This is a genomic window from Microbacterium pullorum, assembly GCF_014836535.1.
GTDB classification, from domain to species: Bacteria; Actinomycetota; Actinomycetes; order Actinomycetales; family Microbacteriaceae; genus Microbacterium; species Microbacterium pullorum.
This window is the reverse complement of record NZ_JACSQP010000007.1, coordinates 85250-98212: the sequence shown is the minus strand read 5'-3', so window position 1 is coordinate 98212 and position 12963 is coordinate 85250. Positions and strand designations below refer to the sequence as shown.

The 12963-nt window shown below is 73.5% G+C and carries 14 protein-coding genes; 6 read left to right on the top strand and 8 right to left on the bottom strand.

Annotation, left to right across the window (positions count from 1 at the left end):
* Positions 1-107: 107 nt before the first annotated feature.
* From H9651_RS12055 to H9651_RS12030, 6 genes are read left to right on the top strand one after another with little or no spacing between them, the layout of a single operon-like run.
* Entirely contained in the window at positions 108-950 is an 843-nt protein-coding gene (locus H9651_RS12055; protein WP_191719574.1) for a GNAT family N-acetyltransferase, read from the top strand.
* Positions 947-1639 carry a MurR/RpiR family transcriptional regulator gene (locus H9651_RS12050; protein ID WP_191719573.1) on the top strand — a complete coding sequence of 231 codons (693 nt, stop codon included), beginning with the start codon at positions 947-949 and terminating at the stop codon, positions 1637-1639. Before H9651_RS12055 ends, H9651_RS12050 begins: the two co-directional genes overlap by 4 nt.
* The gene (menC, locus tag H9651_RS12045; protein ID WP_191719572.1) at positions 1636-2760 is read left to right on the top strand and encodes an o-succinylbenzoate synthase; all 1125 of its coding nucleotides are present in this window, start codon (positions 1636-1638) and stop codon (positions 2758-2760) included. The genes H9651_RS12050 and menC overlap by 4 nt, the downstream gene beginning before the upstream one ends.
* Positions 2761-2773: 13 nt before the next feature.
* Positions 2774-3655, top strand: coding sequence for an aminodeoxychorismate lyase (locus H9651_RS12040; protein ID WP_191719571.1), 882 nt, complete (start codon positions 2774-2776; stop codon positions 3653-3655).
* Between the two features lie 4 nt (positions 3656-3659).
* A complete protein-coding gene (locus tag H9651_RS15045) occupies positions 3660-5516 on the top strand; it encodes a membrane dipeptidase (protein WP_191719570.1) in 1857 nt (618 codons plus the stop codon).
* On the top strand, positions 5513-7075 hold the full coding sequence (locus tag H9651_RS12030; RefSeq protein ID WP_191719569.1) for a serine hydrolase domain-containing protein: 1563 nt from the start codon (positions 5513-5515) through the stop codon (positions 7073-7075). The genes H9651_RS15045 and H9651_RS12030 overlap by 4 nt, the downstream gene beginning before the upstream one ends.
* A 2-nt stretch (positions 7076-7077) precedes the next feature.
* Here H9651_RS12030 and H9651_RS12025 read toward each other — a convergent pair whose 3' ends face one another.
* From H9651_RS12025 to folE, 8 genes are read right to left on the bottom strand one after another with little or no spacing between them, the layout of a single operon-like run.
* Positions 7078-7791: a DUF2520 domain-containing protein gene (locus H9651_RS12025; RefSeq protein ID WP_191719568.1), complete on the bottom strand. Its 714-nt coding sequence runs from the start codon at positions 7789-7791 to the stop codon at positions 7078-7080.
* The gene (locus H9651_RS12020; RefSeq protein WP_191719567.1) at positions 7788-9536 is read right to left on the bottom strand and encodes a PH domain-containing protein; all 1749 of its coding nucleotides are present in this window, start codon (positions 9534-9536) and stop codon (positions 7788-7790) included. Before H9651_RS12020 ends, H9651_RS12025 begins: the two co-directional genes overlap by 4 nt.
* A gap of 11 nt (positions 9537-9547) precedes the next feature.
* Positions 9548-10168, bottom strand: a complete 621-nt coding sequence (locus H9651_RS12015; RefSeq protein ID WP_191719566.1) for a PH domain-containing protein — start codon at positions 10166-10168, stop codon at positions 9548-9550.
* A complete protein-coding gene (locus H9651_RS12010) occupies positions 10119-10616 on the bottom strand; it encodes a DUF3180 domain-containing protein (protein ID WP_191719565.1) in 498 nt (165 codons plus the stop codon). The genes H9651_RS12015 and H9651_RS12010 overlap by 50 nt, the downstream gene beginning before the upstream one ends.
* Positions 10613-11173: a 2-amino-4-hydroxy-6-hydroxymethyldihydropteridine diphosphokinase gene (folK, locus tag H9651_RS12005; RefSeq protein ID WP_191719564.1), complete on the bottom strand. Its 561-nt coding sequence runs from the start codon at positions 11171-11173 to the stop codon at positions 10613-10615. The genes H9651_RS12010 and folK overlap by 4 nt, the downstream gene beginning before the upstream one ends.
* The gene (folB, locus tag H9651_RS12000) at positions 11170-11541 is read right to left on the bottom strand and encodes a dihydroneopterin aldolase (RefSeq protein ID WP_191719563.1); all 372 of its coding nucleotides are present in this window, start codon (positions 11539-11541) and stop codon (positions 11170-11172) included. Before folB ends, folK begins: the two co-directional genes overlap by 4 nt.
* Positions 11538-12368, bottom strand: coding sequence for a dihydropteroate synthase (gene folP, locus H9651_RS11995; RefSeq protein ID WP_191719562.1), 831 nt, complete (start codon positions 12366-12368; stop codon positions 11538-11540). Before folP ends, folB begins: the two co-directional genes overlap by 4 nt.
* Positions 12365-12955, bottom strand: a complete 591-nt coding sequence (gene folE / locus H9651_RS11990; RefSeq protein ID WP_191719561.1) for a GTP cyclohydrolase I — start codon at positions 12953-12955, stop codon at positions 12365-12367. The genes folP and folE overlap by 4 nt, the downstream gene beginning before the upstream one ends.
* Positions 12956-12963 lie beyond the last annotated feature (8 nt).

Below are 12963 nucleotides of genomic sequence, written 5' to 3'. Positions count from 1 at the left end.
CCTTCCAGAGTTTCGTTTTACGTAACATATCGAGTCTTGCTACGACTCGTGCTGTCAGATAATTTCAGTCGCGTAGCCCGCAATTCCTCCAACATCGGATACGTATCGTGCCTTCAGCACCCCCCTTGCCCCTTCGCGCGGAGTGCCTCGCCGATGCGTCCGCCTACCGAGGTGCCACAGCTCTCTACGCGCGGGTCTTCGGTTACGCCGACCCCGACTTCTCGCTGAACCCCAACCTACTGAGCGCTCTGGCCCGTAACGGCGGCTCCGCCGTGGGCGTGTTCACCCCCGAAGACGAGCTCATCGGCTTCGCCTACGGGTTCGCCGGGCGCGACGCCGACGGCCGCGAGTTCCACTACTCCCAGGCGGCCGTGGTCGATCCCCGCCACCAGGGCCGGGGGGTCGGGCGCATGCTCAAGGACTGCCAGCGACGCGTGGCGCTGGGCTGGGGGCACGACACGATGCGGTGGACGTTCGATCCGCTGTTGGCCCGCAACGCGCACTTCAACTTCTCGGTGCTCGGCGCCGAGGGGGTGGCCTACGTTCCCGACTACTACGACAGGCCGGGCACCGACCGCATCGTCGTCGACTGGGCGCTGCGGCGCACCGCCGACCCGTACGCCGCCCTGCGCGCCGCCGCTCCCCCCGCCCTCGGACGCGCCGATTGGGGGCGGGTCGTCACGAGCACCCTCGCCGCGGTCGACGGCGCGACGCACCCCGCCGCCTGGCTCGCCGTTCCGACCGACGTCACCGGCGTCGCCGGTCGACAGGACGAGGCGGATGCCGCGGGCGACGCCCTGCGCGTCCGCGTGCGCGCCGGGCTGACGACCCTGCTCGACGGCGAGCGCGTGCTCGTCGCATGTCGGAGGATCGACGCCGAGACGGCGGCCTACCTCGCCGTCCCGCGCCGAGCGACCACGCCACCCATGGAAGGGGCGACGTCATCATGACCACCGAGCCGCAGGATGTGGACGACAGCGAACTGGACCGCTCGCTGGACTCCCCCGGCGCCCGCTACGGCGAGCGCTTCCGCACCAATATGTCGGCTGAGGCGCTGCAGGCGCGCGTCATCGAAGCCGAGACCCGGTCGCTCGCGCGCACGTTCGAGGAGCTCAGTCGCACCGGCGAGGTGGCGCACGCCGCCGCGCTGATCCTGGGTGCCCGCCGCCGGTACGTCACCGGTCGCGGCAAGACGGCCGCCTACGCCGAACTGCTCAGCGCCGACCTCGCCACGACCCTCTCCAACGTCTTCCTCGTCGACGGTCGCGCCCTGTCGCCGCTGACCGTGCTCACCGACGTGCGGGCGAGCGACGTGCTCGTCGCCTTCACGATGCGCCGCTACCGCGAGGAGACGGTGCGCTTCGGCCGACTGTTCCACGAGGCGGGCGGGCAGCTGATCCTCATCACCGACAGCGACCATGCGCCGCTGACCGACGTGGCATCCGCCGTCATCCGCGTGCACACCCACTCGGCCTCGTACGCCGATTCCCCCACGGCGGTCGCCGCGGTGTGCCACCTGCTCAGCACACTGACCACCGCGAGCGCCAAGGGCGCCCGACGCCGACTGGCCAACCGCGACCGGTTCGCCGCGGATCTGGGCCTTCACCATCCCGAACCGGGCAAGGAGTGGGACGCATGAGGATCGACCGACTGCGTATCTTCGACGTCGGCCTGCCACTCGTGCACGGCTTCGAGACGAGCTCGCACCGCAAGACATCGCTCGATCACCTGCTCGTGGAGGCCACCGCCGCCGACGGCACGGTCGGGTGGGGCGAGGTCGCTTCGCCGGCCGACCCCTACTACGGCTCGGAGACGACCGAGACGGCGTGGACCATCGCGGTGCGCTATCTCGTCCCGGCGGTGCTCGGCACCGAGTGGGAGACCCCCGCCGACCTCGAGCAGTCGTGGGCGAGGATCCGCGGGCACGAGTTCGCCAAGGCCGGCTTCTCGATCGCCGCGTGGGATCTGCACTCCCGCGCCACGGGGCAGTCGCTCGCGGTCGCCCTCGGCGGCACCCGCACGACGGTGACGGCGGGGGTGTCGCTCGGCATCGAGCCGAGCATCGACGCGCTGCTGACGCAGGTCGAGCGTCAGGTGGCCGCCGGGTACGGACGGGTCAAGCTCAAGATCGCCCCCGGGTGGGATGCCGCGCCCGTCGCCGCCGTGCGCGCCGCGCACCCCGACCTCGATCTGCACGTCGATGCGAACGGCGCCTACCCCGACACCGCCGAGTCGCTCGAGGTGTTCCGCGCCCTCGACGGCGAGCGCCTGACCATGATCGAGCAGCCGTTCGCGCCGCGGGACTTCGTCGCGCATGCCCGGCTGCAGGCACAGCTGGCCACCCCCCTGTGCCTCGACGAGTCGATCGTCGACCTGGCGGATCTCGGCACCATGCTCGCCCTCGACGCGGGGCGGGTGCTCAACATCAAGGTGTCCCGCATGGGCGGGCTCACCGCCGCCCGACGTGCGCACGACGTGGCGCGAGAGTCCGGCGTGCCGGTGTGGTGCGGGGGCATGCACGAGTTCGGCGTCGGCCGCGCTGCGAACGTCGCGCTCTCGTCGCTGCCCGGGTTCACACTGCCGTCGGATGTCTCGGGATCGGACAAGTACTACGCCCGCGACGTCATCGTGCCGCCCGTCGTCGCGCGCGGCGGCCGGGTACCTGTGCCCACCTCACCCGGCCTCGGCCACGACGTCGACGTGGACTGGATCATCGAGAACACCTCGCGGCGGTTCGACACCGCCGCACTCCCCGTCTGAGAACGAAGGAAGCATGCAACCGCTCGTCCTGTATGTGCTCGACCTCGCCGCCGACGGCGCTTTCGAACGGTGCGTTCGCCGCGTCGAGGCCCGGGATGCCGTGCTGAGCGTGACCGACCTCAGCGCCACCCGCGGCGATGGCGTCTTCGAGACGGTGGTCGTGATCGACGGCACCCCGCAGGCGCTCGAGGAGCACCTCGACCGCTTCGCGCGCTCCGCCGCCCTGCTGGATCTGCCCGAGCCCCGCCGTGACCTGTGGCGTCACGCCGTGCTCACCGCGGCGGCCGACCTCGGCGCCCTGCGTCCGCGCGCGGCGATCAAGTTCGTACTGTCGCGCGGCGACGAGGCCGGCGACGGGGCCGGCACCGGCTGGGCGCTCGGGTTCGCCCCGAGCGCGCCGCCCGCCGCACCGCCCGCGCCGATCGATGTCGTGCTGCTCGACCGCGGCTACCGGCACGACGTCGCCCAGACCTCACCCTGGCTGCTGCAGGGTGCGAAGACGCTCTCGTACGCCGTCAACATGGCGGCGCTGCGCGAAGCGCGGCGTCGCGGCGCGCAGGACGTGGTGTTCGTCAGCAGCGACGGGTTCGTGCTGGAGGGCCCGACCTCGACCCTCATCGCGCGCATCGACGGCGCGTACGTCACCCCGCCGACCGATCTCGGCATCCTCCCCGGCACGACGCAGGCCGACGTGTTCGCGGGGCTGCGTGCGTGGGGCGAGCAGGTCGCGACGCGACGGCTGAGCGTGCCCGACCTGCTCGGGGCCGATGCCGTGTGGCTCTGCTCCAGCACGCGGGGGGCGGCGGCCGTACGCTCGATCGACGGCACACCGTTCACTGTGGACGACGCCCTCACCGCGCGACTGCGCGACCACCTCGACGCGCGAAAGAAGTGACCCCATGATCCCCGTCATCGACGGCCACAACGACCTCGCCTGGGCATGCCGCGAGCATCACGGCTACGACACGACGGTGCTGTCCGGCTCGGTGCCGACACTGCACACCGACCTGCCGCGGCTCGCTGCGGGCGGGGTCGCGGGGCAGTTCTGGTCGGTGTGGGTCGATGCGTCACTCACGGGCCCCGAGCAGGTCACGGCGACGCTGGAGCAGATCGATTTCGTGCACCGGCTCGTCGGCGACCACCCCGACCGCCTCGCGCTCGCCCGCACCGCGCAGGACGTCCGCGACGCGATGGCGTCGGGTCGCATCGCCTCGCTCATCGGTGTGGAGGGCGGCGACCAGCTCGACGGATCGCTCGCGGTGCTGCGCCAGTACGCCCGGCTCGGCGCCCGCTACCTCACCCTCACCTGGTCGCGGACGATCCCGTGGGCCGACTCCGCGACCGACGACGCGCATCACGGCGGGCTGACCGAGTTCGGGCGGGACGTGGTGCGCGAGCTCAACCGCATCGGCATGCTGGTCGACCTCTCGCACGTGGCGCCGAGCACGATGCGCGACGCGCTCGAGGTCAGCGCGCGGCCGGTGATCGTCAGCCACTCGGGGGCGCTGGCGCTGTGCGACCACCCGCGCAATGTGCCCGACGACGTGCTGGCGGCCATCGGCGCCGGCGGCGGGGTCGTGATGGTCGCCTTCGTCCCCTCCTTCGTGTCGCAGGCGCGGCGCGACTGGGTGCGCGACGGTGAGCAGGGCCCGCCCCCGGCCGTCGGCATCGCCGACGTCGCCGACCACATCGAGTACATCCGCGGCGTCGCGGGAGTGCACGCGGTGGGTCTCGGGGCCGACTACGACGGCACGGATGCCATGCCCGACGGGCTGCACGACGTCTCGACCTACCCGGATCTGCTGGCCGAGCTGCGCAGCCGCGGCTGGTCGCAGGCCGACCTCGAAGCCCTCGCGCACGGCAACGTGCTGCGGGTGCTCGAGGCCGCCGACGCCGACCACCTCGCCTTCCTCGCCGGGCGGGCCGCTCGCCCCTCGGCCGCCGCTCTGCGCCCCGCCGTCGACGTCGCCGCGCGTGCGGCCGCGCAGCCCCGCGTGCTCGTCGTGCAGAACGCCGCGTCGTCGGGGGTGCGCCGGCTCGGCCGATGGCTCGCCGACGAGGGTGTCGCCGTGGAGGTGGTGGCCGGTGAGCAGGGGCTGCCCGAGACCCTCGCCGGGTACGACGGGCTCGTGATGCTCGGCGGCGGGCTCATGCCCGACGACGACGACCGCGCGCCGTGGCTGGCCGCGGAGCGGGAGCTGGCACGGCAGGCGATCACCGCGGACCTTCCCACCCTCGGCATCTGCCTGGGCGGCCAGCTGCTCGCCCATGTCGCCGGTGGCGAGGTGCGCGCCTCTTTCGGGCCGAAGGAGCGCGGCGCGACCCCCATCACGGCCTCTGCCGCAGGCCGGGCCGACGCGGTGATCGGCGCGCTCGGCGACGGCGCCCCGATGATCGAGAACCACCAGGACATGATCACCGCACTCCCGCCGGGAGCGGTGCTGCTGGCGTCGAGCGACGCCGTCGCACTGCAGGCGTTCCGCCTCGGCGCACACGTGCGCGGCGTGCAGTTTCATCCCGAGGTGGGCGCCGACGATCTGCTCGGCTGGACCGAGCCAACCACGCCCACCCCCGACGATCGCCCCGTGGCGGAGCTGGTGGATGCCGCGCGCGCGGTCGACGCGCACAACACGCGGGTCAGCCGGGCGCTGGCCGCCGGGTTCGCCGCCGAGGTGCGTGAGGCCGCCGCAGCCCGCACCGCCGCCGCCCGCACCGCCGCGACCGCCGCAGCCGCGGGCGCGGGAGTGCTGTCATGACCGCAGCCGCGCCCAGCGGCATCCGTCGCCCCGTCCCGCCGGTCGTCGCCCCGCCGGAGTGGCCCACCCACGCGGGCGACGCCCTCGCCGCGCACCTCGACGCCGCGGCGTCACGCCCGGCGCCGGCGGCCCTAGCCGCCGTCACCCACCGCGGGCGCGTGCTCGCCATCGCCGCGCACGGCGAACCTCGCCGCGACGGGGCGCCCACGGGGCGGGCGACCGTCTTCCGCATCGCGTCGATGTCGAAGAGCTTCCTCGCCGCCACCGCGCTGTCGCTGCGCGATGACGGGCTGCTCGACCTGCATGCCCCGGCCGCCGAGTTCGTGCCCGAGGTCGCCTCCGCCCGCTTCGAGGGCGCTCCCGTGCGGCTCACCCTCGATGCGCTGCTGTCGAACCGCAGCGGTCTGGGCGAGGACAACGCGTGGGGCGACGACCACCTGGGTGACTCCCGCGCGCGGCTGGGTGCGCTCGTGGCGGCCGGGCTCCCGCTGTCAGCGCGGCCGGGCACCGAGTATCAGTACTCCAACATCGGCCAGTCGCTCGTCGGCCGGGCGATCGAGGCGGTCACCGGGCGCCGGGTCGAAAACGTGGTGCGCGAGCGCCTGCTCGACCCGCTCGGCCTCGCCGACACCCGCCCCGCGGCGGACGACTACCCCGCAGGCACCGACCTCGCCGCCGGGTTCCGCACGTTCGACGGCGGCGCGACGTTCCTCCCCGAGCCCTACGTCGGCTCGGGCGCGCTGGCGTGCATCGGGAGCCTGTTCAGCACGGTCGACGACATCGCGACGTGGATGCAGTTCCTCGGCTCCGCCTTCGACGACCCCGACGACGGCGCCGCCGCTCCCGGTGTGCTGGCCGCGTCGTCCCGGCGCGAGATGCAGACCGCGCGCACCCTCATGACCATCGGCGTCGGCGAGCGCGACCTCGTGGGCGCCGGCTACGGGTACGGGCTCGTGGTGGAGCACGACCGCCGGTTCGGCCGCGTCGTGCAGCATGCCGGCGGCCTCCCCGGGTTCTCGTCGCACATGCGCTGGCATCCGGCGACCGGCCTCGGTGTGGCGGTCTTCGGCAACTCCGACGCGTTCCGGGCGGGCGGCGTCGCCGGACCGCTGCTGGCCGACATGCTGGGGCGGGTGAACGCGCCTGCCGCGGTGGTGCGGCCGTGGCCCGAGACCGTCGCGGCCGCGCGGCGCATCGACGACCTGCTGGTGGCGGGGCGCCCGCTGACCGAGGCCGGTGACCTGCTCGCCCGCAACGTGCTGACCGACGTGCCCGCCGCCGTGCGTGCGCAGCGACTCGCCGCCGCGCACGCCGAGGTCGGTGCGGTGCGCCGAGGCCTCGCCCCGTTCGCGCACCGCATCGTGTCGGCCGCCGACGCCGCGGCTCTGCGCTGGAGCGTGCCGTGCGAGCGGGGCGCGCTGGTGTGCGACGTGCGGCTCGTGGGGCTCCCCGACCCGCTCGTGCAGAGCATCTCGATCGCCGCCGCCGATGCCACCGGCCGCAAGCCCCAGGGCGAGCAGCCCGCGATCACCGACCACCACGCGGTCGACCTCGGCTGAGGTCAGTCGAGCGCCGTGAACCCGTCGTCGTCGACCGGAGTCGTGCCGGCGGCGGTGAGTGCCTGGTCGATCGCGGAGTGCACGAGCGTCGACAGGTAGGTGCCGGGGTTCTCCACGCCCGCCTGCGCGAGCAGCGCCGCCGCCTGCGTGACGATGGAGCGCGAGAACGCCGTGGCCGTCGCGATCGCCTCGGCGTACGCGGCCCGGTCCTCTTCGGCGATGACGACCGGCTCGCAGCCGAGCTCGACGGCGAGGGCCTGCGCGATCGGCAGCACGGCGGCGGGGGCGGCGACCGCGGCGTGCGCATCGACGAGCTGACGCACGTCGATCGAGGTGCCGGTGAACGTGATGGCCGGATGCAGCGCGAGCGGGATCGCCCCCTTCGCCGCCGCCGGGGCGAGCACCCCGTAGCCGTGGGCGGGGTCGGTGTGCAGCACGAGCTGTCCCGGTTGCCACGCGCCGACTTCGGCCAGTCCGCGCACGAGGGCGGGGAGTTCGTCCGACGGCACCGCGATGACGACGAGCTCGCTGCGGCGGGCGATCTCGGTGGCATCCAGCACCGGCACGCCCGGCAGGATCGCTTCGACACGGTCGGGGTCGGATCCCGAGGTGATGCCGACCAGCGCGTGCCCCGCACCGGCGAGGGCGGCGCCGATCACGGGGCCCACACGTCCGGCGCCGATGACGCCCACGCCGAGTCGGGCGCTGCGGTTCACCGCGGATCCTCAGGGATCACGGCATCCGGAGGCCGGGGCGTGCGGGGCGGCGCGTCGGGGTCTGCGTCACCGAGGCGCGCCGGAGGCTGCGCCACCGGGCTCTCGGACAGCGGCGGGACGGCGGCCGGCCGCTCCAGCATCGGCGGGCTCACGCGGCGCAGCAGCGCCGGCGCCTCAGCAGCGGCATCCTCCTCGCCGGCCCAGCGGTGCGACCGGTCCGACGCGGCGGCGCGCACCGCACCAGCGGCCACCGCCTCGAACACGGCGATCGCCTGATCGCGATCGATGGCCGAGACGTTGGGGTACACCGGGCCCGCCACGATGCTGCCGCGCACGGCGGCGACCCGCAGCATCCGGTCGATCGGCCCCTGGTGGATGCCGATGGACTGCAGCCGCGCCAGCGGGAGCACGGCGAGCTTGCGCCAGATCGCGCCACGGCGCAGCAGCAGCAGGTCGCCCGACAGCAGGAAGCCGTTGCGACGCCACGACAGCAGACGGATGATGCGCGCCCGCTTCGGGGTCGTGGTGAACGGATCGTCGTCGGTGGGGCCGTCGACGCCCTGCCGCACGAGCGCGGGGCGATCCCCGTCGGCCAGTTCCGGCGCCAGCAGGTGCAGCACGCGCTCGACGTCGGCGTAGGTGCCCACCGGCAGCACGGTGGTGAACTGGTCGGCGCTGCCGTCGTAGATGCTGCGTCCGGTGAGGCGGTTGATCTTGATCGTCCACCAGCCGAAGCCGCGCCAGAGGATCGACTGGCTCACCTCGATCGCGTGCACCCGGCCGGGCGGCACGATCTCGGTGACCGTCGTGAGCAGCCCGAACGTGATCCGCACGCCGTCGGACGTCGGGGCGATGGCGTAGCGCAGGGAGCGCATAATCTGGCGCAGCGCGATCGCTCCGAACGAGAGCACGACCGGGATCAGGGAGAACAGCAGCCACGGCGTGCCGATGACCGAGGCGACGATGATGGCCACGACACCCAGCACGACGACCACGCTGGTCGGGCTGATGAGCTGCGAGGCCACGAGGCGGCCCGCGGGGATGTGCACCACGGACTCGGGCACGAGATCCTGCCGGTCGTCGCCCTCGATGATGCCGGAGATGCCCCGGCTCACCGTCTGCGACAGCGTCCCACCGGTGCGGGCCGCTGCGGCACCACCCAGCCGGCGCCCGGAGGCCAGCCGCAGGATGTCGGCGCGCACCGCCTCGGCGTGCGAGGTCGAGAGGTATTCGAGCTTCACGTTGCCGTCGGTGCCGGCACCGACGACCTCGAGCTTGGCCATGCCGAGCAGTCGCGCGATCATCGGGCGCGTGAGGTTGACGCCCTGCACGCGGTCCAGCGGCGCGCGCCGCTGCGTGCGGAAGAGGATGCCGCTGCGCACCTCGACGTCGTCTCCGGTGATGCGGAACGTGTGGAACCGCCACGACAGGTAGAAGCCGGCGACGAGCAGCAGGATGACCGCGAGCACGATCAGCAGCGCGACGAACACCAGGTTGTTGGCGAACACCCAGTCGATCGCCTCGGTCTCCCAGTCGCCCGACTCGACCTCCTCCTCCCCCATCCCCGGCACGAACATGGCGATGAGCCGGTCGCGGAGGTTGGCGATGACGATGCCCACGATGACGATGAGGGCGAGCCCGCCGCGCAGCAGCGGCGTGAGCGGGTGCAGGCGATGCCATTCGCCGTCGCTCAGCGGCGAGCGCACGAGCGCCGGCGGCGGGGCGGCGACGGTGGGATCGGTCATGGCGTGGTCGGTCACAGGCCTGTGCGCCGGCTCTCGGCGACAGCGATGAGGTGGTCGCGCAACGCCTCGGCTGCCTGCTGCGAGAGCCCCGGAATCGTGACGCCGGTGGTGGCGGCTGCCGTGACGAGCTTCAGCTGCGCCACACCGAAGCCGCGGTCCAGCGGCCCGTGGGTGATGTCGACCAGCTGCATCCGCCCGTAGGGGACGGCCACCATGCGCTGCCAGAGGATGCCGCGGCGGAAGACCAGATCGTCGTCACGCAGCTGGTAGCCGATCGCGCGCACCTGCCGCGGCAGCACCGCGATGGTCCACACCAGGATGACGGCGGCGATGCCGCCCGGGATGAACACCCAGGTCTGCTGCAGCGCGAGCCCGACCACCAGTGCGGCCACGATCACGATGACGAGCACCATCCCGTAGCTGAGCAGCTGCTCCCAGAGGTACTTGCGGGAGATCTGATGCCACACGCCGCCCTCCAGGGCGAGGCGGCCGGGGCTGCGGGGTTCGATCAGCCGGCGGTAGGTGCCGGCGTCGAGCGTCGCATCGATGCCCGGGGTGCCGGTCGCCTGGACCTCACCGGCGTCAGTGGTGGGAGGGAGTGGTGTCGGGCCCGGGGGCGGGGGGTTCGTCATCGTCGTCCTTCCGGATGGTGCAGAGCTGCTCGGCGATCAGCCCTGCCGCGACGAGGATCGCACCGCCGACGGCGGTCGCGAGGATCGTCCCCACCGAGCCTAGCGACGGTTCGACGGGTCGAGACGCGAGAAAGATCCCAAGACCCAGGCCGAAACCGGCCACCGCCGCACCGACGATGCTCGACGCCTTGGCGAGCATCGCGATGCGCAGCGCCTGGAACGGGTCGACGGGGCGTGCGCCGTCGCCGGCGGTGCCCCGGGTCGCGCGCGCGATCGGCAGCGCGAGCACGATGAGGATCGCCCCGAGTGCCACCAGCAGCACCGACAGCATGATCGAGGGGGTGAAGGTCGCGCGGCCGCCGGCCGTGAGCGTCTGGTCGACGAGGAAGCCGGTGCCGAGGCCGAGGACGGCGGCGACAGCGAGGGTGGCGGGTCCGGTGCGTTTCACGAGGGCGCTCCCGCGGCATCCGCGTGCAGTCGCCGCAGCAGCTCGTCGACGCGGCCCCGGCCGGGGAGGACGGCGTCGGGGTCGATGGTCAGCCACGGCCCGAGCACGAAGTCGCGCTCCGCCGCGCGCGGGTGCGGCAGCAGCAGCGCCGGGTCGGAGCTGCGCACGTCGTCGTACGCGATGAGGTCGAGATCGAGGGTGCGATCGAGCCAGCGCACGGCATCCTTGCCGCGCGCGGCGCGGCCGTGCTCGGCCTCGATGGCGTGCAGGTAGCCCAGCAGCACGCTCGGCGCGAGGCGGGTGCGCAGCAGGGCGACCGTGTTGAGGTAGCCCGGCGCCTGCGGGTCGGGGCCGTCGGCGGTGACGGCGACCGACTCGATCGGCGCGGCGGCGACGACCTCCGTCGTCAGCGGCATGCGGGCGAGGTGCCGCAGGGCCGACGCGATCGTGTCGGCGCGGGCGCCGAGGTTGGCCCCCAGCGCCACGACGGCGATGCTCGACTCTGCCGACGACGCCGATGCGTCACCCGAGAAGCCCTGCGCGAGTCGGCGGCTCACGGCATGCGCCCGCGGGTGATGGTGACGGCGACGTCGCTGAAGGGCACCGGGATAGGGGCGGCGGGCTTGTGCACCGTCACGCGCGCGCGCTCGACGAGGTCGTGCGCGAGCACGGCGTCGGCGATGCGCGCCGCGAGCGTCTCGAGCAGGTCCACCGGGTCGCCGGCGAGGATCGCCGCGACGTGTTCCGCCAATTCGCCGTAGTGCACGGTGTCGGAGACGTCGTCGCTCTGGGCCGCCTCGGCGGTGGAGAGGAACAGCACCACGTCGGCCACGAACTCCTGCCCGTCACGGCGCTCGTCGGGGTACACGCCGTGGTGGCCGTACGCGCGGATGCCGGTGACGGCGATCTCATCGAAGACGGTCACGATGCGGCTCCTCGCTGCCAGGCGCGGGCGGTGCGCAGGGCGTCGCGGGTGGCGGCGACGTCGTGCACGCGCACCGCCCACGCCCCCGCCTGCGCGGCGAGCACGCTCGTGACGGCGGTCGCGAGGTCGCGCCGCCGTTCATCGACCGCCGCGGCGGCTGCGGCATCGGTGTCGGGCGCAGCGAGCGCGTCGAGCAGGAACCGCTTGCGGCTCGTGCCCACCAGCACCCGGGGGCCGAGCGCCACCAGCTGCGGCAGCTGCGACAGCACCTGCCAGTTCTGGTCTCCCCGCTTGCCGAAACCGATGCCGGGATCGAGCACGATGCGCTCGCGCGGGATGCCGGCGGCCGCGGCCGCGGCGAGCCGTTCGCCGAGTTCGGCGATGACCTCGGCGGTCACGTCGGCATAGTGGGCGCGGGCGTACATGTCGGTGGCGTGGCCGCGCCAGTGACCGATCGCGAGGTGCGCGGAGGTTTCGGCGACGGCGGCGAACATGTCGTCGTCGGCGAGGCCGCCGGAGACGTCGTTGATCAGGTGCGCGCCGGCGGCGATCGCGGCCGAGGCGGTGGCGGCGTTCATCGTGTCGATGCTCACCGTCGCCCCGTCGGCGGCGAGGGCGGCCACGACCGGCAGCACCCGCTGCTGCTCGACGGCGGGGTCGACACGCTCGGAGCCCGGGCGGGTCGATTCGCCGCCCACATCGATCAGATCGGCGCCCGCCGCGAGCAGGCGCCGGCCGTGGGCGATGGCGGCATCGGCGTCGGCGTGACGTCCGCCGTCACTGAACGAATCGGGGGTGGCATTGACGATGCCCATGATGGCGGTCATCGGCGGGTCCCCGCCAGCAGCGCCATGACCTCGGTGCGCGCCGCCGGATCGGCCATCTCACCGCGGGCCGCCACCGTCACCGTCGAGGCGTCGGGTTGCCGACCGCCGCGCATCGTGACGCACTGGTGGGTGGCATCCAGCACGACGAGCACGCCGCGCGCGTCGATGGCGCCGGCGATGGTGTCGGCCACCTGCTCCCCCAGGCGCTCCTGCACCTGCGGGCGCGCCGCGAGGATGTCGACGACCCGGGGAAGGGCGCCGAGACCCACCACCTGCTCACCCGGGAGATACGCGATGTGCGCGTACCCCGCGAACGGCAGCAGGTGGTGCTCGCACGTCGAACGGAAGCGGATGTCGCGCAGCATGACCGCGCCCGACGGCAGCGTGTCGGGCGCGGGACCACGCGAGACCGAGATCGTGTGGGCGAGCGGCTCGCCGGGGTCGGCGCCCACACCGGCGAAGAACTCCGCGTAGGCGTCGGCGACGCGCTGCGGGGTCAGCCGCAGGCCCGGACGATCGGGATCCTCGCCGATGGCGACGAGCAGTTCCCGCACCAGGGAGGACACGCGCTCACGGTCGACGGACACGCTCCGAG